The 21,782-nt window shown below is 42.8% G+C and carries 23 protein-coding genes, 4 tRNA genes and 2 rRNA genes; 21 read left to right on the top strand and 8 right to left on the bottom strand.

Annotated elements, in window-relative coordinates; genetic code table 11:
• Positions 1-7 precede the first annotated feature (7 nt).
• Genes EWU21_RS00150 through EWU21_RS00130 form a run of 5 tightly spaced genes read left to right on the top strand, consistent with a single transcriptional unit; the run spans position 8 to position 2,667 of the window.
• Positions 8-775: a cytochrome c oxidase subunit 3 gene (locus tag EWU21_RS00150; RefSeq protein WP_130894766.1), complete on the top strand. Its 768-nt coding sequence runs from the start codon at positions 8-10 to the stop codon at positions 773-775.
• A 19-nt stretch (positions 776-794) separates the two neighbouring features.
• Positions 795-1,109: a cytochrome C oxidase subunit IV family protein gene (locus EWU21_RS00145; RefSeq protein ID WP_130894765.1), complete on the top strand. Its 315-nt coding sequence runs from the start codon at positions 795-797 to the stop codon at positions 1,107-1,109.
• Between the two features lie 21 nt (positions 1,110-1,130).
• Positions 1,131-1,847, top strand: a complete 717-nt coding sequence (locus tag EWU21_RS00140; protein ID WP_130894764.1) for an SCO family protein — start codon at positions 1,131-1,133, stop codon at positions 1,845-1,847.
• Between the two features lie 3 nt (positions 1,848-1,850).
• Positions 1,851-2,384 (top strand): DUF420 domain-containing protein, encoded by a 534-nt coding sequence (locus EWU21_RS00135; protein WP_130894763.1) that lies wholly within the window; start codon positions 1,851-1,853, stop codon positions 2,382-2,384.
• Positions 2,377-2,667 (top strand): hypothetical protein, encoded by a 291-nt coding sequence (locus EWU21_RS00130; RefSeq protein WP_130894762.1) that lies wholly within the window; start codon positions 2,377-2,379, stop codon positions 2,665-2,667. Before EWU21_RS00135 ends, EWU21_RS00130 begins: the two co-directional genes overlap by 8 nt.
• Here the strand turns inward: EWU21_RS00130 and murI are convergent, their stop codons facing one another.
• Positions 2,668-3,474: a glutamate racemase gene (gene murI, locus EWU21_RS00125; RefSeq protein ID WP_130895304.1), complete on the bottom strand. Its 807-nt coding sequence runs from the start codon at positions 3,472-3,474 to the stop codon at positions 2,668-2,670.
• Positions 3,475-3,577: 103 nt separating this feature from the next.
• Between murI and EWU21_RS00120 the strand changes: the two genes are divergently transcribed.
• From EWU21_RS00120 to mutL, 16 genes are all read left to right on the top strand, one after another.
• Positions 3,578-4,126: an RNA polymerase sigma factor gene (locus tag EWU21_RS00120; protein WP_130894761.1), complete on the top strand. Its 549-nt coding sequence runs from the start codon at positions 3,578-3,580 to the stop codon at positions 4,124-4,126.
• Positions 4,123-4,827 carry a hypothetical protein gene (locus EWU21_RS00115; protein WP_130894760.1) on the top strand — a complete coding sequence of 235 codons (705 nt, stop codon included), beginning with the start codon at positions 4,123-4,125 and terminating at the stop codon, positions 4,825-4,827. Before EWU21_RS00120 ends, EWU21_RS00115 begins: the two co-directional genes overlap by 4 nt.
• A 4-nt stretch (positions 4,828-4,831) precedes the next feature.
• Complete coding sequence (locus EWU21_RS00110) at positions 4,832-6,007, top strand: outer membrane beta-barrel protein (RefSeq protein ID WP_130894759.1); 1,176 nt, start codon at positions 4,832-4,834, stop codon at positions 6,005-6,007.
• A gap of 102 nt (positions 6,008-6,109) precedes the next feature.
• A tRNA-Tyr gene (locus tag EWU21_RS00105) sits at positions 6,110-6,192 on the top strand.
• A 47-nt stretch (positions 6,193-6,239) separates the two neighbouring features.
• Positions 6,240-6,312: transfer RNA gene (locus EWU21_RS00100), tRNA-Gly, on the top strand.
• A 94-nt stretch (positions 6,313-6,406) separates the two neighbouring features.
• Positions 6,407-6,478 (top strand) — tRNA-Thr (locus EWU21_RS00095).
• Between the two features lie 72 nt (positions 6,479-6,550).
• Entirely contained in the window at positions 6,551-7,738 is a 1,188-nt protein-coding gene (gene tuf / locus EWU21_RS00090; RefSeq protein WP_130894758.1) for an elongation factor Tu, read from the top strand.
• An 80-nt stretch (positions 7,739-7,818) separates the two neighbouring features.
• Complete coding sequence (locus EWU21_RS00085) at positions 7,819-8,559, top strand: NIPSNAP family protein (protein ID WP_130894757.1); 741 nt, start codon at positions 7,819-7,821, stop codon at positions 8,557-8,559.
• A gap of 64 nt (positions 8,560-8,623) precedes the next feature.
• Positions 8,624-8,694: transfer RNA gene (locus EWU21_RS00080), tRNA-Trp, on the top strand.
• A gap of 33 nt (positions 8,695-8,727) precedes the next feature.
• Complete coding sequence (gene secE / locus EWU21_RS00075) at positions 8,728-8,919, top strand: preprotein translocase subunit SecE (protein ID WP_130894756.1); 192 nt, start codon at positions 8,728-8,730, stop codon at positions 8,917-8,919.
• A gap of 15 nt (positions 8,920-8,934) precedes the next feature.
• Positions 8,935-9,531: a transcription termination/antitermination protein NusG gene (gene nusG / locus EWU21_RS00070; RefSeq protein WP_130894755.1), complete on the top strand. Its 597-nt coding sequence runs from the start codon at positions 8,935-8,937 to the stop codon at positions 9,529-9,531.
• A gap of 264 nt (positions 9,532-9,795) precedes the next feature.
• Positions 9,796-10,233: a 50S ribosomal protein L11 gene (gene rplK / locus EWU21_RS00065; RefSeq protein WP_130894754.1), complete on the top strand. Its 438-nt coding sequence runs from the start codon at positions 9,796-9,798 to the stop codon at positions 10,231-10,233.
• Between the two features lie 37 nt (positions 10,234-10,270).
• Complete coding sequence (gene rplA, locus EWU21_RS00060) at positions 10,271-10,969, top strand: 50S ribosomal protein L1 (RefSeq protein ID WP_130894753.1); 699 nt, start codon at positions 10,271-10,273, stop codon at positions 10,967-10,969.
• A 2-nt stretch (positions 10,970-10,971) separates the two neighbouring features.
• Complete coding sequence (gene rplJ, locus EWU21_RS00055; RefSeq protein ID WP_130894752.1) at positions 10,972-11,505, top strand: 50S ribosomal protein L10; 534 nt, start codon at positions 10,972-10,974, stop codon at positions 11,503-11,505.
• A gap of 70 nt (positions 11,506-11,575) precedes the next feature.
• Positions 11,576-11,962, top strand: a complete 387-nt coding sequence (rplL, locus tag EWU21_RS00050) for a 50S ribosomal protein L7/L12 (protein ID WP_130894751.1) — start codon at positions 11,576-11,578, stop codon at positions 11,960-11,962.
• Positions 11,963-12,057: 95 nt separating this feature from the next.
• The gene (mutL, locus tag EWU21_RS00045; RefSeq protein ID WP_130894750.1) at positions 12,058-13,881 is read left to right on the top strand and encodes a DNA mismatch repair endonuclease MutL; all 1,824 of its coding nucleotides are present in this window, start codon (positions 12,058-12,060) and stop codon (positions 13,879-13,881) included.
• On the opposite strand, the gene proC is transcribed toward mutL, so the two are convergent.
• The 7 genes from proC to EWU21_RS00010 all read right to left on the bottom strand — a co-directional run bounded on the left by proC (position 13,870) and on the right by EWU21_RS00010 (position 21,692).
• Positions 13,870-14,670 (bottom strand): pyrroline-5-carboxylate reductase, encoded by an 801-nt coding sequence (gene proC / locus EWU21_RS00040; protein WP_130894749.1) that lies wholly within the window; start codon positions 14,668-14,670, stop codon positions 13,870-13,872. The two genes, mutL and proC, sit on opposite strands and share 12 nt — an antisense overlap.
• Before the next feature lies 1 nt (position 14,671).
• Positions 14,672-15,778, bottom strand: coding sequence for a TlpA family protein disulfide reductase (locus EWU21_RS00035; protein ID WP_130894748.1), 1,107 nt, complete (start codon positions 15,776-15,778; stop codon positions 14,672-14,674).
• Positions 15,779-17,224 (bottom strand): Asp-tRNA(Asn)/Glu-tRNA(Gln) amidotransferase subunit GatB, encoded by a 1,446-nt coding sequence (gene gatB / locus EWU21_RS00030; RefSeq protein ID WP_317127206.1) that lies wholly within the window; start codon positions 17,222-17,224, stop codon positions 15,779-15,781.
• A gap of 64 nt (positions 17,225-17,288) precedes the next feature.
• Positions 17,289-17,684, bottom strand: a complete 396-nt coding sequence (locus EWU21_RS00025; RefSeq protein WP_130894747.1) for a MerC domain-containing protein — start codon at positions 17,682-17,684, stop codon at positions 17,289-17,291.
• A gap of 8 nt (positions 17,685-17,692) precedes the next feature.
• A complete protein-coding gene (locus EWU21_RS00020) occupies positions 17,693-18,217 on the bottom strand; it encodes a hypothetical protein (RefSeq protein ID WP_145983574.1) in 525 nt (174 codons plus the stop codon).
• A 460-nt stretch (positions 18,218-18,677) separates the two neighbouring features.
• A 5S ribosomal RNA gene (gene rrf, locus EWU21_RS00015) occupies positions 18,678-18,789 on the bottom strand.
• A gap of 67 nt (positions 18,790-18,856) precedes the next feature.
• A 23S ribosomal RNA gene (locus EWU21_RS00010) occupies positions 18,857-21,692 on the bottom strand.
• Between the last annotated feature and the right edge of the window lie 90 nt (positions 21,693-21,782).

The raw sequence follows: 21,782 nt of genomic DNA, 5'->3' as shown, positions 1-21,782 counted from the left end.
TATACCTATGTCAGTAGCACACGCTGCCCCAGCGGTTCCAGAAAATTTAACATGGCAAGGCGGTTCTGAGCCCCTTAAAGCTAGTTATGGAAAATTGATGATGTGGTTTTTCCTTTTATCGGATACCTTCACATTCTCTGCCCTTTTGATCACGTACGGAATGATTCGTTTTAGCCAACCAGCATGGGAAGGCGCTCCAACCGATTTCTATTTCTCGACGACTCACTGGCCTATTCCAGAAAAAGTTTTTGAAGCGGTTCCGTTCTTACACGGGATGTCATTGCCTTTAGTATTCGTTGGTATTATGACATTCATCTTAATTGCTTCCTCTGTAACGATGGTATTAGCGGTAGAAGCAGGACACCGTGGTGACCGCAAGGATGTAGAAAAGTGGATGCTTTGGACTATTATTGGTGGTTTTACTTTCTTGGGATCTCAAGCGTGGGAGTGGTCACACTTTATACACGGTCCAGAAGATTTAACATTAGCAGCTAAGCAAATCGTAGATGGCGTTAGCACTCCGATTGAAGGGGCGAACCTCGTTCGTAACCCATACGGCCCTCCTGCATTTGCAGACTTATTTTTCTTCATTACAGGTTTCCACGGAACACACGTATTCTCTGGAGTAATTTTGAATGTCTTGATTTTCTTTAACGCAGCTACGGGTGTGTATGAGCGTAGAGGACATTACGAAATGGTAGAAAAAGTAGGTTTATATTGGCACTTTGTCGATCTAGTTTGGGTATTCGTATTTACCTTCTTCTATTTAGTTTAATCTTATAACCGAATTATATATGGCTTCGCACGTAGCACACGGAACCTCAGAAAAAGAAATTCCAGCTCCTAATACAGGCGCGATTTGGAAAACATTTTGGATTTTATTGATTTTAACAGCGATTGAATTCGTTATTGCTTTCACAATGCCTGCTAACACCTTACGTGTGGCAATCTTCTGTGGAATGACAATCGTTAAAGCCTTTTATATCGTAGGAGAATTCATGCACTTAAAGCATGAAGTAAAATCCTTGATTTGGGCAGTATTAATCCCTACACTTTTCGTAGTATGGCTTTTAGTAGCCTTGATCTACGAAGGTGGTCACTTATATTGATTTTAATTTCCTTCTTGGATAATGAATAAAAAGACAGGCATATTATTTCTCGTATTAATAGTGCCTGTCTTTGTTTATTTAGGGCTTAAGACTTTTGGCACAAACCATTTTAGTCTTCCACGCTATGTCCCAGCCATCGATTCCACAACGGGAGAAATCAAAATGGCCAAGCGCCTGAATCCTCGCTGGAATGAAGCAGAGATGGATACGGTTTTCCAAACGATTCCCTCATTCACTCTCCTTGACGAGACGGGTAAGCCCTTTGATTCGAACAACTTAAAAGGCAAAATCTACGTCACCAGTTTCTTCTTTACGCGTTGCGGAACCATTTGTCCTAAAATATCTTCGCAAGTAAGCCGCGTACAAGATACTTTTCACGAAGATCCTGAAGTAAAATTGCTATCCATTTCGGTAGACCCTAAATTCGATCAACCTGAAAAGCTAGCTGCCTATGCAAAACGCTTTGACGCGAACAAGGGACAATGGCATTTTTTGACAGGGGAAAAGAAGGTTATCTATCCTTTGGTCCTACAAGGATTCCACGTTCCTTTAGCGGATGCTTCCGAATATGACGCAGCTATCAAGAATCCAGATGAAACATTTATCCACTCGGAACGGTTAGTACTAGTAGACAAAGAGGGAATTATCCGTGGGTTTTATGACGGAACGGATAAAAAAGAGGTGGATCGACTGTTAGTTGAGATTAAAGTATTGAAAAGCATCTATTCAAACGAATAAATTATGTTGAAATTGACCAAATCACCACAGAATAATTTAATCATTAATGTCATTTCCATTGCTATTCCCTTAGCTGTTGCAGGCCTATTATCTTTGCCCACTAAATTACCTTTAGGAGATTGGACAAAAATGCTGCCTCATTTTATCGGGGTAATTAATTCGACTACTGCCCTAAGTTTACTGGTGGGCTTGATCGCAATTAAGCGTAAAAATATTGGGGGACATCGCAAAGCGATGGGTGCGGCAGTACTTCAGGGAGCCGTTTTCCTTGTTTTATATATTTTGTACCATGTAGCGAATGAGTCTACCAAATTTGGAGGAGAAGGTCTCATAAAAGGAATCTATTTGTTTTTGTTAGCCTCTCACATCTTTTTGTCTATCGGGGTGGTGCGCCTTGTATTATTGGCTCTTTACCATGCCTTGACTGGCGATATTGATGCGCACAAAAAAACGGTAAAATGGGCTTACCCCATTTGGTTATATGTATCTATTTCTGGCGTTATCGTATATCTAATGATCTCACCTTACTATGTATAAGAAAATATTCCTCTTGGCAGCGATTCTTGTTTTGACGCAAATCGATGCGGTTGCACAGTGTGCGATGTGCAGGACGACGGTAGAGAGTACCATTTCGAATGGTCGCTCTAACATTGCGACAGGTTTGAATACAGGAATCTTGTATTTATTAGCGGCTCCCTATTTAATCGTAGCGGCGATTGCTTTTTTATGGTTTCGCCAAAGCAAGCAAGAACAACAAGCCCGCCTAGCTAAATTACAGCTACGTCAAAAAGTCTCTCAACTTTTCAGCAGCCAGTCCTAATTAATCCCAGATAGGATAAAGTGTGAGCTTGATGGCCTCTCCAAAGAAGATTTGGGTAGACTTTTCGAAGGAATCTGTGTAATCAGACACATAGAATTGACGCGTCGACTCCTTCCCTTCATGCAACATATCTTCCGCGGTTAAGATTCGCTTGATTTCTTCGGCGACAATAATCGAGGTATCAATGACGGGAATACTCCCTTCATAATACGCATCAATTTGAGGTTTGATCAATGGATAGTGCGTGCAGCCTAAAATTAATCCCTCAATTCCTTGTAAGGTAGGTTGCGCTAAGTATTCTTTGATGATGTGCTCTGAGATGGAATTCGAGAAGAAGCCTTCCTCGATCATGGGGGCTAGTAAAGGGGTTGCCAAAGATTTCACCTGAATATGCTTTCCCAGCGCTTCCGCCTTGTTTGCATAGATCCCGGAGTTCACCGTTTGCTTTGTTCCAATTAAACCGAGGGTTTTGTTTTCCCAGTTTTGGTCCAAATACGCAATTACCGGGTCAATCACATTCACGACTTTGGCCTTCGTACCCACATAGGCCTTCACTAAATCGTAAGCCGCCGCCGAAGCCGAATTACACGCAATCAAAATCAGCTTGCAATTCTTCTCTAACAGCAAATTGCAAATCTTCACCGAATAGGCCTGAATCGCCGTCGCCGATTTATCACCATAAGGCAAGTGCGCCGTATCTCCAAAATAGATGATATTCTCCTGCGGCATCAACTCCGTGATGGCATGCGCCAGAGTCAATCCTCCAATTCCACTATCAAAAATCCCGATGGGCGCTGCGTTTGGCATACGATTAATTTCAACAAAGAACGGAATTTTGAAATTCTTTTCAAACTCACGCAACCATTTAGCGCTTTGTGCCATCTTTGCATTCGAATAACAAAATAAACACTTGAGTACACGTTTACCTTCCTTTACTTCTGAAATCGAGCTTATCGCCGCCTGCCGAAATAACAATCGGCAAGCGCAACAGGCCTTGTTTCAAAAAATGGCAGGAAAGATGCTCTCCGTGGTGAAGCGCTACATCTCCAATACCTCCGAAGCGGAAGACACCTTAATGGAGGGTTTTGTCAAAGTATTCTCGAAACTAGACCAATACCAAGGCGGAGGTAGTTTCGAAGGCTGGGTTCGCAAAATCATGGTCAACGAGGCCCTGATGTCCATTCGAAAGAACAAAGACCGCTATCCGGTCGACATCGATGTGGCTTTTGACTTAGCGCATCCAGACGAAACGTTGATGCAATTGGGCCTACAAGAAATCGAACAATTGATCGCCTCCTTGCCCACTGGCTACCGGACTATTTTTAATTTATATGCCATAGAGGGCTACTCCCACGCGGAAATTGCACAGCTTTTAGCTATTTCAGAAGGGACCTCTAAATCACAGTTATCACGAGCAAGAGCTTTATTACAAAATCAACTAATCACCTTACAGTTATGAAAAATTGGAATTCTGTAGAGGAAAAATGGAGAGAGCAACTCTCAAACAAATCCGAGGACATCCCTGAGGGATTGTGGTCGCGCCTAGAGGAGAGGTTGCCAGAGAGGCTAGAAGAGAAGCCTTCTCGTCGCTTCCCCATCTATTGGGCGGCGGCAGCGATGCTATTGCTGGCGCTGGGTCTGAGCTGGAATTGGAATCCTGCACTGGAAGAGGGAGCCGCAGAGGTGACACGTGTCATCGAAAAAACAGAAGCCCCTGTGGAAAAAGCCGCAACCTCTGTCTCTGAAGCATTGATAGTTCCGACCAAAGCTACCGAATCCACTTTTACGAAAGCTCGTTTTGAGCGAGTATCGATGGAAGAATCTCCCGTAAATGTGGTAGAAGAATCTCCCAAAGAAGAAATCGTTGCCACGGTTCCAGCCACAGAGAAGAAGGATGAATCACCAGAGATTGTCACAGTCCGCCTGGACATTGACCCTATTGAAGAAGAAGAAGTGAAGCCTGCTTTTACACAGCAAAAACGCAGAAAATCTTTGTTCGGAAAAATCGTGGGCGAAATCAGACAAGCCTTGGATGGCGAACCTGTGAACTGGCAAAAACTAAAAGAGGGTAACGCCTCTTTTGAAAACAGCATACACACCGTAGCAAATACCTACGTAAAAACAGAAGAAAATTTAAAACGCACATTACAAATCCAATAATTATATGAAAAAGTTCATCGCTATTATCTGCCTATTAGTAAGTGTATTCAGCCTTTCTGCAAAAGAAAGACAGGATTCCTTGATTTTAAAAATTGACAAAAGAAACCAAACCTTAGTGGGAGCGAAGACGGCTAATCGTACCCTTCGAGAGGAATTAGAAATGGCCTTTGATAAAAAAGGTCTCGTGTTGACGGATAGTCTTTGGCAAAATATTAGACAAGCCATTAAAACAGATTCAGATGGAGATAGTAGTCTTTCCGTTCGAATTGGAAATAGTTCGGTGAAAATCGGGATTCTAAAGTCCGGCGTTAAATATAAATCTGAAATTAATATGAAGGCCAAACCAGGTGGTGTTAGCATAGCATCTTCTGGCAAAGAAGAAGTACGCGTCGGATTAGATGGTGTACACGTGAAAGATGGTAACGAAGAGACGCACGTGACTTGGGATGGGGTATACCACCGAGAGGGGAATGAAGTGACCAAAGTGATTTGGGGAAAGGATTCTACTAAAATCAAGCGCCCAAATTTATACAGCAGAAGAGGTTTAAACTTCTATTTAGGTTTAAATGCGCTGCCAGGGGGAGAAACAGAAGTGGCCGTCCCCTACCCAGGAGCACCTGCTTACGTTCCTAACTTTACGTTAGATCCTATGGGATCGCGGTATGCGAGCATTGAAATCTCCCGTTTCGTGACACTTTCAGAGGGCAAAAAATCAGCCTTCCGTTTAGGCTATGGTTTAGAAATCGATTGGTATAACTTCCGTTTTGACCATAACCGCATCGCGACAAAAGGGCCTAATAGCGTGCAATTCACAACCATTACGTCCTCTACCGGAAAAGAAGTGGCTATGAGCAAGAACAAGATGAGCGTTTCTTACCTTACTTTGCCTATTATGCCACACTTCTCTTTTGACAAAAAATCAGCTATCCAAATGATCGCTATCGGTGGATATGTGTCGTATCGCATCGATACCTGGACTAAAGCAATCGAAGAAGAGAGTGGAAACTTGCGTAAAGAGACGAGTAATTTATACGTAAATCCCTTCCGATATGGTGTGAGAGCCGAATTTGCGCTGCGTCACTTCCCAGATTTATTCTTTAGTTATGATTTGAGTCCACTGTTTGAGCCAGGTAAAGGTCCAGAAATGCGCGGATTAGCCTTTGGAATCCGATTATTGTAAAAATTTATTAGAAATTTTTCACGGATGTGTTTGCGGAAATGAAAAAATGAGCTACTTTTGCGAACTATTTCAGTGGAACGTTACACTGAAAGCACAAATGAAGGGGATATACCAGAGCGGCCAAATGGGGCAGACTGTAAATCTGCTGGTGAATGCCTACGGTGGTTCGAATCCATCTGTCCCCACATTTTTTTTTATTACCTTGAATCCTTTTTACAGGAGGATTCAGCAAGCGGGAGTAGCTCATTTGGTAGAGCGATAGCCTTCCAAGCTATAGGTGGCGGGTTCGAGCCCCGTCTCCCGCTCAGAAATACAAAATGTTGCTAAGGGAGAAATCCCTCTTAGCGATATTTTCGTTTTCGTTAATCGAAAGAGGTTAACAAGAGGCCGCAAGGTTATGCCTTTGTAGCTCAGTGGTAGAGCACTTCCTTGGTAAGGAAGAGGTCGGCAGTTCAATCCTGCTCAAAGGCTCTACAATTAAGCAAGGCCGTAGTAAAGCGTACATTTGAAACTTTTTATAACTAAATTAAGAACTAAATAATCATGGCAAAAGAGAATTTTGACCGAAGTAAACCCCACGTTAACATTGGTACGATTGGCCACGTTGACCACGGTAAAACAACCTTGACAGCTGCTATCACTAAAGTTCTTTCTGAAAAAGGTCTTGCTGAGAAAAAAGATTTCTCTTCCATTGACTCTGCTCCAGAAGAAAAAGAACGTGGTATCACGATCAACACTGCGCACGTAGAATATTCTACTGCTAACCGTCACTACGCACACGTTGACTGTCCAGGTCACGCGGATTACGTGAAGAACATGGTTACTGGTGCTGCACAAATGGATGGTGCTATCTTAGTAGTTGCTGCTACAGATGGTCCAATGCCACAAACGCGTGAGCACATCCTTTTGGCTCGCCAAGTAGGTGTACCTCAATTGGTTGTTTTCATGAACAAAGTGGACATGGTAGACGATCCAGAATTATTAGAATTAGTTGAAATGGAGATCCGTGAGCTTCTTTCTTTCTACGAATTCGATGGCGATAACATTCCTGTAATCCAAGGATCTGCTTTAGGTGGATTGAACGGAGATGCTAAATGGGTAGCTACTATCGATGCGTTAATGGAAGCAGTAGATTCTTGGATTCCACTTCCTAAGCGTGATGTTGATAAGGCATTCTTGATGCCAGTTGAAGACGTATTCTCGATCACAGGTCGTGGTACTGTAGCAACAGGTAAAATCGAGACTGGTGTTATTAACTCAGGTGAAGCAGTTGATATCTTAGGTATGGGAGCTGAAAACTTGAAATCAGTAGTAACTGGTGTTGAGATGTTCCGTAAGATCTTAGATCGTGGTGAAGCTGGTGATAACGTAGGTTTATTGTTACGTGGTATTGAGAAAACTGATATCCGTCGTGGTATGGTAATCTGTAAGCCAGGTTCAGTGAAGCCTCACACTAAATTCAAAGCAGAGGTTTATATCTTGTCTAAAGAAGAAGGTGGACGTCACACTCCATTCTTTAACAAATACCGTCCACAATTCTACTTCCGTACGACAGACGTAACAGGTGAAATTACTTTACCTGCAGGAGTTGAAATGTGTATGCCTGGTGATAACTTAACAATTGATGTTACGTTATTGAACGCAGTAGCTATGGACAAAGGTTTACGTTTCGCGATTCGTGAAGGTGGCCGTACTGTAGGTGCAGGTCAGGTAACTGAAATCTTAGACTAATTTTTATTAGCCTATACGGAAAAGAGCGGTCAGTGACCGCTCTTTTTTTTTGTACCTTGCTCACCTAAACAAATAAACCTATGAAAAAAGTACTTTTATTGCTTCTCTTGTGCAGCTTTGCGGTGTCTGCACAGGAATATTATGAGATCAGAACGTATCAGATGAAGTTCAAGGGAAATACGGCTCTATTAGAGTCCTATCTTTCTAAAGCCTTCATTCCAGCCCTTAATGCTTATGGCGTTTCTAAGGTAGGCGTATTCAAGGATTACGGAAAACCGGAGCCTGGCATCGTCGTGGTGGCCATCCCCTTCCCTTCTTTAGCTTCTTATGCGGGATACAAAGACGCTTTGGAGAAAAATGCCGTCTATCAAGAGGCTGCTAAGCCCTATTTTGAGAACGTAGGATTAGACAAACCGATGTTTGAAAAGATCTCGACGTATCTTGCCAAAGGCTTTGCCGGACACCCTAGCCTAAAATTACCCATCACTAATCCGGGTCGTATCTACGAGTGGAGAACCTACGAGGCTTACAATGAGGATGCTTTGAAACGCAAAATAGGGATGTTCAATGACGAAGAATTGAAGATCTTTGATACGGTAGGCTTGCACAACGTATTCTTTGGCGAGGTGCTTGCTGGAGAAAATACACCGTGCTTAAGCTACATGGTTTCCTTCGAAAACATGGCAGAGCGCGATGCGAATTGGGCTAAATTCCAAGCTAATCCAGACTGGAAACGCATCTCTTCTGACGCTAAATATGCGAACAGTCACTCTAGAACCGTGCGTAAATTTCTAGAACCCACGAGCTATTCTCAGTGGTAATTAAACAATAATGTGAAGGGGATTTGTAAATTGTCAAAATTTGGCTAAATTTGCAATCCTTTCTACGGGCATAGTATAATGGTAGTATGCAGGTCTCCAAAACCTTTGGTCAGGGTTCGAATCCTTGTGCCCGTGCTAAGTAAATTAAATACCGATATCGGTTAAATTATGAGCAAATCAACATCATTGATCAAAGAATCATGGACTGAAGTAACAGAAAACGTTACTTGGCCCGCATTCTCTGACTTACAGTCGAGTTCTGTGTTAGTTTTGGTGGCTTCTTTAATCTTCGCCCTTTTAGTAGGTGCGGTTGATTTAGTCTTCAAATCTGGTTTGGATTTATTTTACACTTCATTTTAATAAATAGGTTGATCCATGGCAGAGACTAAATGGTATGTGTTGAGAGCAATCTCAGGACAAGAGAAGAAGGTAAAGACCTATATGGAGAACGAATTAGCGCGCCAAGGTGTGTTAGATTCAGTTCCTCAGATTTTAATCCCTACCGAAAAGATTTACGAAATCCGTAAAGGAAAAAAGGTGATTCGCGAGAAGAACTTGTTTCCAGGATATATCTTAGTAGAAGCAGACTTAGCTGGAGAGGTTAGTCACATTTTAACTTCTACACCGGGTGTTATCGGTTTCTTGCAAGCAAATAACGAAGAAGTAGAAGTAACAAAGGTTGAAGGCGGAAAAGTGAAGAAAACGAAAGTAATCGTTAAGAAACCTGTTCCGATTAATCAAAGTGAAGTAAATCGTATCTTAGGTAAAGTAGATGAGTCTGCAGCCGTAGAAGAATTTGCTTCTGTTACCTTCATCAAAGGCGAAACAGTTCGCGTTATCGACGGTCCATTCGCCACTTTCGAAGGAACGGTAGAAGAGATTCACGAAAACACGAAGAAATTATCTGTGATGGTGAAGATCTTTGGACGTAACACCCCACTTGAATTGAACTACGCTCAAGTAGAAAAATAATTTATCTCTATTCTAGAGAAGCTTGGAAAGTCCTGAACGAAAATTCAGGACTTTTTTTGTTAACTATTTGTAATTTAGAATAAAAGCCCTAATTTTGCAGTCCGTTTAAAAAGCGGCAATCTCTGTTTTGAAAATTTCAAGAGGGGATTGGGCCGGAACGTCATTGTTACGCGGAAAGGTCACCCGGAGGGGAATCAGATAAGGAAGCTTCCACCCTTATTGGCAGATAAACCTCTAAATTCACTAAATAAACGATGTTTTAACATGGCAAAAGAAATAGCTGGCTACGTAAAGCTTCAATGCAAAGGTGGCCAAGCCAATCCTTCACCACCCATCGGTCCTGCTTTAGGTTCGAAAGGATTAAATATCATGGAGTTCTGTAAGCAATTCAATGCGAGAACTCAAGATAAGAACGGCGTAGTATTGCCGGTCCTAATTACTTATTACGCAGACAAATCGTTTGATTTCGTTGTAAAAACTCCTCCTGCACCCATCTTGTTATTGGAAGCAGCGAAGGTTAAATCTGGTTCAGCTCAACCTAACTTGAAAAAGGTAGGTTCTGTAACTTGGGATCAAGTACGCGTTATCGCGGAAACTAAGATGCCAGATTTAAACTGTTTTACAGTTGAAGCAGCAATGAGTATGATTGCTGGAACGGCTCGATCAATGGGAATTACTGTTTCTGGTGATAAACCGTTCTGATTTAACCATCAGAAATAAACATTTTAATTAAAAGGTAATGGCAAAACTTACGAAGAAAATAAAGGAAGCCCTTTCAAAATACGATGCAACGCAAGCGTATTCGCTTGAAAAAGCAGCGGAGATTTTGAAAGAAATTTCTTATACAAAATTCGATGCCTCAGTGGATATTGATGTCCGCTTAGGAGTAGATCCCCGCAAAGCGGACCAAATGGTTCGTGGCGTGGTTGCCCTACCTCACGGAACCGGGAAAGACGTACGTGTACTTGTACTATGTACGCCCGATAAAGCAGAGGAGGCAAAAGCAGCCGGTGCTGATCACGTAGGATTAGATGATTACATTGCAAAAATCGAGAGCGGCTGGACCGATATCGACGTAATCATTACTATGCCCACTGTGATGGCAAAATTAGGCCGTTTGGGACGTGTTTTAGGACCTCGCGGTCTGATGCCTAATCCAAAGTCAGGTACTGTAACTTTGGAAGTAGGAAAAGCAGTAAACGAAGTAAAAGCTGGTAAAATTGACTTTAAAGTTGATAAAACTGGTATCATCCATACCTCTATCGGTAAGGTGTCCTTCGGAGCTGATAAAATTGTAGATAACGCTTTAGAAGTAATCAACACGTTGATTAAATTAAAGCCGTCTTCTGCAAAGGGAACTTATGTTAAATCGATCAACTTGTCATCGACAATGTCTCCGGGCATTATCATCGATAAGGGAACTGTAGCTGGATTGTAATCATGACAAGAGAAGAAAAAAATCAGATTATTGATGAGTTGAGCGAAAAGTTCGCTGTGACTCCGTACTTCTACATTGCAAGTACAGCCGGTTTAACTGTAGCCGAAGCTAATCAATTCCGTAGCCTTTGTTTTCAGAGAGGTGTTGAGTACAAAGTATTCAAAAACACCTTAATCTCTAAGGCATTAGCTAAAACGGGAACGGATTATTCCTCTTTAGACGCAGAAGTTTTGACAGGCATGTCAGGTATCATTTTCGCAACTGAAAATGCTAAAGTACCGGCAAAATTGATCAAAGACTTCCGTAAAGAAGCGGGAAAAGACAAAATTGCATTCAAGGCTGCGTCTATCGAAGGTGGTATCTACATTGGCGAAGGTCAATTGACAGCACTAGAGAACATCAAGTCGAAAAACGAGATGATTGGCGAAGTTATTGGCTTATTACAATCGCCTGCTAAAAATGTTGTTTCAGCATTATTAAGCGGTGAGAAGAAATTAGCTGGTATCGTGAAGACTTTGTCTGAGCGCCCTGAGTAATTATTACCAAGTTTTACCGGAGTGAAAACTCCAATAAATTATTAATTCTTAACAATTAAATTTTCAAAAAATGGCAGATTTAAAAGCGTTCGCTGAACAATTAGTGAACTTAACTGTAAAAGAAGTAAACGAATTAGCTACTATCCTTAAGGATGAGTATGGTATCGAACCAGCTGCTGCTGGTGCTGTTATGGTTGCAGGTCCTGCAGCTGGTGGCGCTGAAGGTGGTGATGCTGCTGCTGAGAAGACATCTTTTGATGTAATCTTAAAGGCTGCTGGTCCTAACAAATTAGCAATCGTTAAATTAGTAAAAGACTTAACTGGTTTAGGTTTGAAAGAAGCGAAAGATGTAGTTGATGCTGCACCGAAAGCTGTGAAAGAAGGTGTATCTAAGGACGAAGCTGAAGGTTTGAAGAAATCTTTAGAAGAAGCTGGTGCTGAAGTTGAATTGAAGTAATTCAACCCAACCTATCTTACGAAAAAAGGGAATGGCAACATTCCCTTTTTTTTGTTTAATCCCTTATCTTTGCCCACTCGTTTCCTTATTCATTTATGCACAATCTGATTAAAATGCTTCCTGATGCTATCGCAAATCAAATTGCGGCAGGCGAGGTAGTACAGCGACCAGCCTCTGTGGTAAAGGAATTAATGGAAAACTCGATTGACGCAGGAGCGAGTTTCGTCCAGTTAATCGTGAAAGAAGCGGGCAAAGTCAGCATTCAAGTCATCGATGATGGCAAAGGCATGTCACCGCAGGATGCACTGATGAGTTTTGAGCGCCATGCCACCTCTAAAATTAGTAAAGCGGAAGATCTATTTGCCATCCATACGATGGGATTCCGTGGAGAGGCTTTGGCCTCTATCGCTTCTGTAACCCAGGTAGAATTGAAAACGAGGCGAGAGGAGGATGAATTAGGCAGCTTATTGCGCATGGAAGCCTCTGTTCTGAAGGCAAATGAACAAGTGGCCGCCCCTAAAGGGACGTCAATTCTAGTTAAAAACCTATTTTACAACATACCAGCCCGCCGGAATTTCCTAAAATCAAATCCGGTAGAAATGCGTCACATCTTGGATGAATTCCAACGGATCGCTTTAGCTAATCCTGAGATTAAATTCTCTTTAATTCAAAACGAACAAGAAACCTATGCCCTACCGGTTGAAAAACTAGGTAAGCGAATTGTGGACTTGTTTGGCAAAACCTACCGGGAACAATTAGCGGCTTGTGAGGAAAATACGAATTTCGTCAGTATCAAAGGCTATGTAGGTAGACCAGAATATTCGAAAAAGACTCGTGGAGAGCAATTCTTCTTCGTGAATAACCGTTTCATTAAGAGTTCTTATTTGCATCATGCGGTGATGAGCGCTTACGAACGATTAGTACCGGAGGGGACTTTTCCTTTCTATGTTCTATTCTTGACCTTAGATCCTTCCCACATCGACATCAATGTGCACCCGACGAAAACGGAGATCAAATTCGATGATGAGCGATCCATTTATGCCATTTTGCAAGCGGCTATCCGGAAAACACTTAGCCTGAACCATTTGATTCCATCGCTCGATTTCGATGCGAATGTGAATTTTAGAAATCCATCTGGAACGTCTGGGCCTAGCCCATTTTCTTCGTTCTCCGGGACGAATTCTCCTCGACCTGTTCAAGATGCCTGGAAGAAGCTTTACGAGGGCTTAAATGACAATATTGAGGCCTTTGAACGAGGTAATGTAGCTGAGCCTTCGGCAAATTTATTCCCACAAGCTGCTACGACCTTTCAAAGCAAAGCCAATACCTGGACAGCAGACAGTTCTTCGCACACGAATTTCCAGGTGATTCAGATCCTGAATAAATTCCTAGTAGTGACACTTTCCGGCGGAATGTTGCTTATAGACCAAAAGAAAGCCTATCAACGCATCTTATTTGATCAATTCTCGGAGAATTTAGTGAAGAAAAACGGGGTGTCTCAGCAATTATTATTTCCACAGATTTTACGAATTAATCCAGCTGACACGATCTTAGTAGAGGAAATTTTAACCGATGTAACCGATTTAGGCTTTCGTTTAACAAAAGACTCAGAAGAAAAATTCTGGATTCAAGGTGTTCCCGCTGGAATAGGTGAAGAAGACGGACAGAATTTGCTAGAGGGGATTTTAGAACAAATAAAGAATGAAGCGTCTGATCTAGGCCAAAAACATTCCGAAAAAATTGCGCGCATTTTAGCTAACCGGGCAGCGATTCGATATCAAGCAAAGAAACTGCTGTCTGAAGAAATGTCCGCTTTAGTGGAGCAATTGTTTGCGAGCACAAACCCTTCTTATTCTCCAAATGGAGAGCTTATCAGCCGTCAATTAAATGAGATGGAAATCGGTCAATTAATTGGCTAATTCTTTTGCCCTATCCTTTGCCGCAATAATTCCTTTTTGCAATCCTTCTGCTACTTGGTTCTCTTGGAACGTTTTCAACGCCGCTTCTGTCGTTCCCCCTTTCGAGGCAACCGCTTGAATCAACTCATCTAACGTCTTATCGCTGGTCTGCATTAAATGATAGGATCCTAACATCGTTTGTTTCACTAAAAGGGAGGCCATCGCTGGCTCGAAGCCCATCTGAACTCCCGCATCAATCATGGCCTTGATCAAATAGAAGAAATACGCTGGACCACTACCACTCAAACCCGTCACCGCATCCAATAGGCTTTCTTCTTCTAAAAAAACCGCACGACCCGTGGAATTAATCAAGTTCTCTACCTTTCGGATATCCGACATACCCACGGCAGAAGCAGCGGCAAAAGCGGTCATCCCCATACCCAAAAGTGCGGGTGTATTCGGCATCGCACGAACCACTAAATCATGGGATAAACTAGCTTGAATATTCGCAATCGGAATACCGGCCATAATCGACAAGACAATTTGAGTAGGCTTTATGAACCGAGCTAATTCAGCAGAAACGGAAGGGTAATCCTGAGGTTTAACGGAAAGGATGATCAAATCAGCTGACGCGACTTTTTCCGATATGGTATCGACAACAATCCCGGCTTTTTGCTCTTGTAGTATATCGCCTCGCTCCTTATTCTTTTCAATCAAGATCAGCTCCTGCTTAGAAACTAAATTATATTGAATGAAGGAATTGGCAAAAGCCATCCCCATATTTCCACAACCAATGATCGCTATTTTCATCTTATTTTGTTTCAAATAATTGGGCCAAATACTGGTCCAGAGCAGCTCCTCTCAAACCTTTAGCAATAATTCTTCCTGCAGGGTCTAACAAGAAAGTCTGCGGAATGGAATTCACCTGGTAGGCTTGTGCCCCCGCAGAACTCCAGTATTGTAAATCTGATACGTGTTTCCAGACTAATTTATCTGTTTCAATGGCCTTTAACCAAGCCTCTCTATTTTGATCTAGACTAACCCCGTAAATCTCAAAACCTTTGTCCTTGTAGTTCGCATACGTCTTTACGACATTGGGATTCTCCCGGCGGCAGGGTCCACACCAGCTTGCCCAAAAATCAATCAACACATATTTCCCTCGCAACGAACTCAAAGCCAAACTAGGCCCCTCTGGAGTTGCTAAATTAATCTCCGGTGCCATGGCACCTTCGTTGACATCTTGTAAACGCTCTAAATTATGGACAAATTGCTGTACCTGTGGATGAGTCGGTCTCGCTTTGCCTAGCCTATCCGCAATCTCTAACAGCGAGGCCATCTCTTTCTCCGCAGGCAAAAAATTAGTTGCCCAAAGTGCCACTAAATGACTCCCCATTTGAGGAATTAATGCCTTTATTTTAGCTGTGCTTGCAGCCTGCGCCTGTGTAAACTCAGCCTGAATTCGTTTCTCTTGCTTGGGATCTACCTGAATCTCTTGGTTCCATTTGCGCACCTTGGCCTCCATTTCTTTCGAGATGGCCATCAATTCAAGCATAAATTTCACGTTAGGATAATCCCCTTTCAGAGTAAATGCACTCTTACCATCTTCATCGTTGATTCCATCTGCCACGATATCAATCGATTCGCCCCCTTCTAGAATGACGAGCACTTTTTGGGGCTTAGGCGTATCAAAGAAGTTCACTAAATAAAAAGCGCCTTGATCTTTCACCAGACCTTTAAAAGTCACTTTCCGTTGAACTGACGGGCTTGCAGAGTCTATTTTAACTATTTTTCCCGTCTCATTTATATATTCTAAATAGATTTTTTTCCCAGGCACAACCGTCTTTGCCTCGATGTGTAACTCAAAATTTTGAGCTCGTAACGCAGTCGAAATAAACAATATGATCCAGATTAATCTCATTTAGGCTTTCGCTAATTCTTCTGACATTAGTTGATTAACACGCTTAGGATCAGCCGTTCCCTTTGATTTTTTCATCACTTCACCGATGAACAAGGCGATTAAACCCTTCTTTCCTTTTTGGTATTCTTTTACCTTATCTGGGTAGGTCGCGATCGCTTCCTGAACCCAGGTATTTAATTCATCCCCCGATTGCGCATTCAACCAACCCTGCTCTTCGACTAACTGAGCTGGTGATTTTGCTGGATTTTCGATAGCCAAAGGAAATAATTGATGTGCCGCTAAATTATGAGTCAAGGTGCCACTCTCCACTAAATCAACTATTTCAGCCAAGGTTTTAGGACTTAGTCCAAAATCCGAAATCGATTGATTCTTCTCGTTCAAATGCGACTTAACAGGCCCCATTAGCCAATTCGAAATAGATTTATAGGCTTCAGAATGAACGGCAACTTCTTCAAAATAGATCGCCATTTCACGCGTATCAGCTAAAAAATGCGCATCATAAGCAGGTAAACCAAATTCCTTGACTAACTTTTGTTCTTGTTCCCAAGGCAATAGAGGCATAGCCGCCTTAATCTCTTGTAACCACGTTTCTGAAATTTCTAAAGGAGCTAAATCTGGCTCAGGAAAATACCGGTAATCATTCATCGTTTCCTTCACCCGCATCGAATGCGTTGTCCCCGTATGTGCATCGAAGGTTCTCGTTTCTTGGATGAGTGTACCTCCCTCGTTTAGGACCTTGGTTTGACGAACAATCTCGTGCTCAATCGCGCGCTGAATGTTACGCAAGGAATTCATATTCTTGATCTCCACTTTAGTCCCTAAGGTAGTTGTACCTACAGGTCTAATCGAGACATTCACATCTGCCCGCAAAGAGCCTTCTTCCATATTCCCATCGCAAATGCCCAAGTAGCGAACTAATTTACGCACCTCAGAAACCAAGGCAAAAGCTTCTTCCGAAGAATGAATCGATGGTTCTGTGACCATCTCGATTAATGGTGTGCCCGCCCGATTATAGTCCAAGAAACTAAATGGATTATCTCCTTCATGTAAAGACTTACCCGCATCCTCTTCTAAATGAATGTGGTGAAACTCCATCTTTTTATTCCCCTCTTTCAAATGAACCAAAACCGAACCACCTATGCAAATGGGCGTTTTATCCTGGGTGATTTGATAGCCCTTCGGAAGATCTGGATAAAAATAATTCTTCCGATCAAAATACTGTTTAGGGGCAATTTTAGAGCCTATCGCTAGGCCCATTTTTATGGCAAATTCCACTACCTTTTTGTTCAAATAGGGTAATGTCCCTGGATGGCCTAACGAAATAGGAGAAATTAAGGTGTTCGCTTCTTGACCAAACAGGACAGGGTCGCTCGCGAAAATCTTCGAATTCGTCTGCAACTGTGCATGAATTTCAAGGCCAATAACGGGTTGATAGGAAATGCTCACTGAAAAATATTTATAACCAGGATAGGATATAAAGATACAAAATTCCCGGGTTTAAAGATATCAACTACTTGATTTTGCAGGTACAAGCCGTTTTATGCTTGTAATTATACCAGTAAGCTAAGGTAATAAAAACACCTAGTAAAAGGCCAAAAATCCATTCAATTGATTTAATACCAATCAATGTGTCCATCAACTTTACTAAAACACCTAGCCCTAAAAAATACAGAGGCATGGGTTTTCTATGTTTCAAATAGTCTTTCCACAAGAGGAATAGGGCCATTCCAAAGCTAATAACTACCAAAACCCATTCCACAACCGGACTAAATGCAATCGAACTAGCTAAATAAGGGGCTACAAACAAAAATACTGGCATTGCCAAACAATGTATTGCACATAAAAGTGAGAGAAAAACTCCCAATTTTTCGGCTGGCAACAAATCTGAATATTTTTGTTTAGACATAAAGCTAATTATTTAATTACTATCGGAAAACTTAGATCTAAATCCGTACTACCCGCATCCTCATCCCCCGTTTTAACCGTACGACCATTTAACGGTGGTTGATGTTTTAATAACAACTGTAATACACCAGATCCAGCAACGTATTGTGTCTTTGCTGTCGCTTTCAACCCGACAGGTAAACCATTTTTATCGGAATCCGTAATCTGCACAGATAACAAGGAAGCGGGCATAGGTTTATACACAAATAAGTGGACATCCGACTCTTCCAAAATATCTTCTGTAATATCCTCTAAAGAACCCTTCGATTCGTCTCCTATATAGATCGCAACGGTATAATCTGTATTTCTTGCCAATTGTAGAGTATCAAAAGCTTCCGGTTTTGTACGTGAATCTCCATCAATGTCTCTAAACTTAAAAGAACGAGAAACAGAAGCGGCATCGGTAAAAACAAGCTCTACAGTCGTAATTAATTCATTATCATCCGTAGGTTCAACTTCAGGATCCTTTTTACAGGCCAAAATTCCAACTAACACCAGTAAAGAAAAAAATAGCTGTTTCATGTTTATGCAATAGTGTTGCAAATATAAAGAACAAAGTGCAAAGTGCAAAGAGCAAAGTTCAAAGAGCAGAGTTCAAAGAGCAAAGTTCAAAGATGGTGAATGGTAAGTGGTAAATGGTTAATGGAGTAGTCGATAGTCAAAGACCAAAGTTCAAAGTTCAAAGACCAAAGTTCAAAGAGCAAAGTTCAAAGTTCAAAGAGCAAAGTTCAAATTGCTGAGTGCGTGGGGCGATATTTCATGAGTGGATAAAAAACGAGGCGGCAGCCTCTTTTTTATGCCGTATCTCTACTCTTTGCTCTATACTCTCTACTCTATTTCCTGATTACTGCCCACTGATAACTGACGACTAATTCCCTCCGGACTGACGACTAGCGACTAGTGACTGTAGGGCATAAAAAAAGACCCACACTTTTGGTGCAGGTCTTCTGTAATAACTTGGAGCTTACTTACTTTCCCGGGTTTGATCCCAGTATCATCAGCGGTGCGGGGCTTAACTTCTCTGTTCGAGATGGGAAGAGGTGAACACCCGTCCTATCGGCTCCATACTTTTTGCAAGGTTTTAGCCTTTAGCCATATTGTGAGATAAAATAAACAGCAGTGTGTAAATTAATAAAAGGTAAGCTTTCGGGTAATTAGTACTACTCGACTTTGACATTACTGTCTTTACATCTGTAGCCTATCGACCGTGTCGTCTACACGGACCCTTCATGGAATACTCATCTTCAGGTCAGTTTCGCACTTAGATGCTTTCAGCGCTTATCTGGTCCCGACGTGGCTACTCAGCTATGCCCTTGGCAGAACAACTGATATACCAGCGGTCAGTCCAACTCGGTCCTCTCGTACTAAAGTCAGAACCTGTCAATATTCCTACGCCCACAACAGATAGGGACCGAACTGTCTCACGACGTTCTGAACCCAGCTCGCGTGCCACTTTAATCGGCGAACAGCCGAACCCTTGGGACCTTCTCCAGCCCCAGGATGTGACGAGCCGACATCGAGGTGCCAAACCTCCCCGTCGATGTGAGCTCTTGGGGGAGATCAGCCTGTTATCCCCAGAGTACCTTTTATCCTTTTTTGAGCGATGGCTGTTCCATACTAAACCACCGGATCACTATATCCTACTTTCGTACCTGATCGACTTGTCGGTCTCACAGTCAAGCTCCCTTTTGCTATTGCACTCTACGCACGGTTACCAAGCGTGCTGAGGGAACCTTTGAAAGCCTCCGTTACTCTTTTGGAGGCGACCACCCCAGTCAAACTACCCACCAAGCAATGTCTCCCCTTTGGGGATTAGAATTCCAGTACAAGAAGGGTGGTATTTCAACGTTGGCTCCCCGATGCCTAGCGACACCGGCTCACAGCCTCCCACCTATCCTACACATCCAGTACCAAAACTCAATGCTAAGCTATAGTAAAGGTTCATGGGGTCTTTCCGTCCCGTTGCGGGTAAACGGCATCTTCACCGTTACTACAATTTCACCGAGCTCACGGCTGAGACAGTGCCCAGATCGTTACACCATTCGTGCAGGTCGGAACTTACCCGACAAGGAATTTCGCTACCTTAGGACCGTTATAGTTACGGCCGCCGTTTACTGGGGCTTCAGTTCAATGCTTCGTGTTGCCACTAACATCCCCCCTTAACCTTCCAGCACCGGGCAGGTGTCAGGCCTTATACGTCATCTTTCGATTTAGCAAAGCCATGTGTTTTTGTTAAACAGTCGCCTGGGCCATTTCTCTGCGGCCACGATTGCTCGTGGCTCCCTTTATCCCGAAGTTACAGGGTTAATTTGCCGAGTTCCTTAGCCGTGATTCACTCGAGCGCCTTAGAATATTCTTCTCGACCACCTGTGTCGGTTTACGGTACGGGTTACTTATAAGTTATACACGCCTAGACTTTTCTTGGAAGTTTACTCACTACACTCGTTTTGGCATTGCTGCCGCCTCTCAAAGACACTATTCCGTCAGTATCTGGTAACCTGTAATCTCCGTCATCTATTTGCCCTATAAGTAAGTACAGGAATATTAACCTGTTGTGCATTAGGTTGTCGCCTTCGCTAGACCCTTAGCCCCCGACTAACCCTCAGTTGATTAGCATAGCTGAGGAAACCTTAGTCTTTCGGCGTGAGGGTTTCTCGCCCTCATTATCGTTACTCATGCCTACATTTGCTTTTCTGAACGCTCCAGCAAAGCTCGTCGCTTCACCTTCTCCGCAGATCAGAATGCTCCCCTACCAGTATATAAATATAATCCAAAGCTTCGGTACTTTACTTGATGCCCGTTTATTATCGATGCCCGCCTCGCTCGACCAGTGAGCTGTTACGCACTCTTTAAATGAATAGCTGCTTCCAAGCTAACATCCTGGCTGTCACTGCAATCAGACTTCCTTAGTTCAACTTAGTAAAGATTTTGGGACCTTAGCTGTTGGTCTGGGTTCTTTCCCTCTCGGATTGGGACCTTAGCACCCCAACCCTCACTCCCGGGTATATTTTAAGCCATTCAGAGTTCGTCAGGATTTGGTAGGATTTGACTCCCCCTAGTCCTATCGGTAGCTTTACCTGCTTAAAACTTAACCCCGAGGCTGTTCCTAAAAACATTTCGGGGAGTACGAGCTATTTCTCAGTTTGATTGGCCTTTCACCCCTACCCACAAGTCATCCAAATACTTTTCAACGTAAACTGGTTCGGTCCTCCACTCCGTGTTATCGGAGCTTCAACCTGCTCATGGGTAGATCACAAAGTTTCGCGTCTACTCCCACTGACTAAGCGCCCTATTCAGACTCGCTTTCGCTCCGGCTGCTCACGTCAACGTGATTAACCTCGCCAGTGAAAGTAACTCGTAGGCTCATTATGCAAAAGGCACGCCGTCACCCCACGAAAGGGCTCCGACCGCTTGTAAGCGTATGGTTTCAGGGTCTTTTCACCCCCTTACTCAGGGTACTTTTCACCTTTCCTTCACAGTACTCGTTCACTATCGGTCTCTTGGTAGTATTTAGCCTTACCGGATGGTGCCGGCAGATTCAAAGGGGATTTCTCCAGTCCCCCCCTACTCAGGATACCACTACAATTACATAAACTTACCAATACAGGGCTCTCACCTTCTATGGCCTGCTTTCCCAAACAGTTCTCGTTGATTTACATAATCGATGGCGTGGTCCTACAACCCCAGTCTTGCCGCAACAACACTGGTTTGGGCTAATCCGCGTTCGCTCGCCACTACTTACGGAATCACTTTTGTTTTCTCTTCCTCTGCTTACTTAGATGTTTCAGTTCAGCAGGTTCGCCTCCTATCTTAAATAGGATAATAGATCTTCAATCTACTGGGTTGCCCCATTCGGAAATCTTCGGATCGAAGGTCTTGTGCACCTCCCCGAAGCTTATCGCAGCTTAACACGTCCTTCATCGCCTCCAAGAGCCTAGGCATCCCCCATACGCCCTTAATTCACTTACTCTTTTAAAATATCTTCATCCCGAAGGATTCAAATTCTAATTTGCTCTTACTCTTTACTTTATTCTCACAATATGTCAAAGAACCTTGTGTG

The sequence above is a fragment of the Aquirufa antheringensis genome (assembly GCF_004307425.1).
Lineage (GTDB): Bacteria > Bacteroidota > Bacteroidia > Cytophagales > Spirosomataceae > Aquirufa > Aquirufa antheringensis.
The sequence above is the reverse complement of the archived record's forward strand: the minus strand, read 5'-3'. Positions and strand labels throughout refer to the sequence as shown.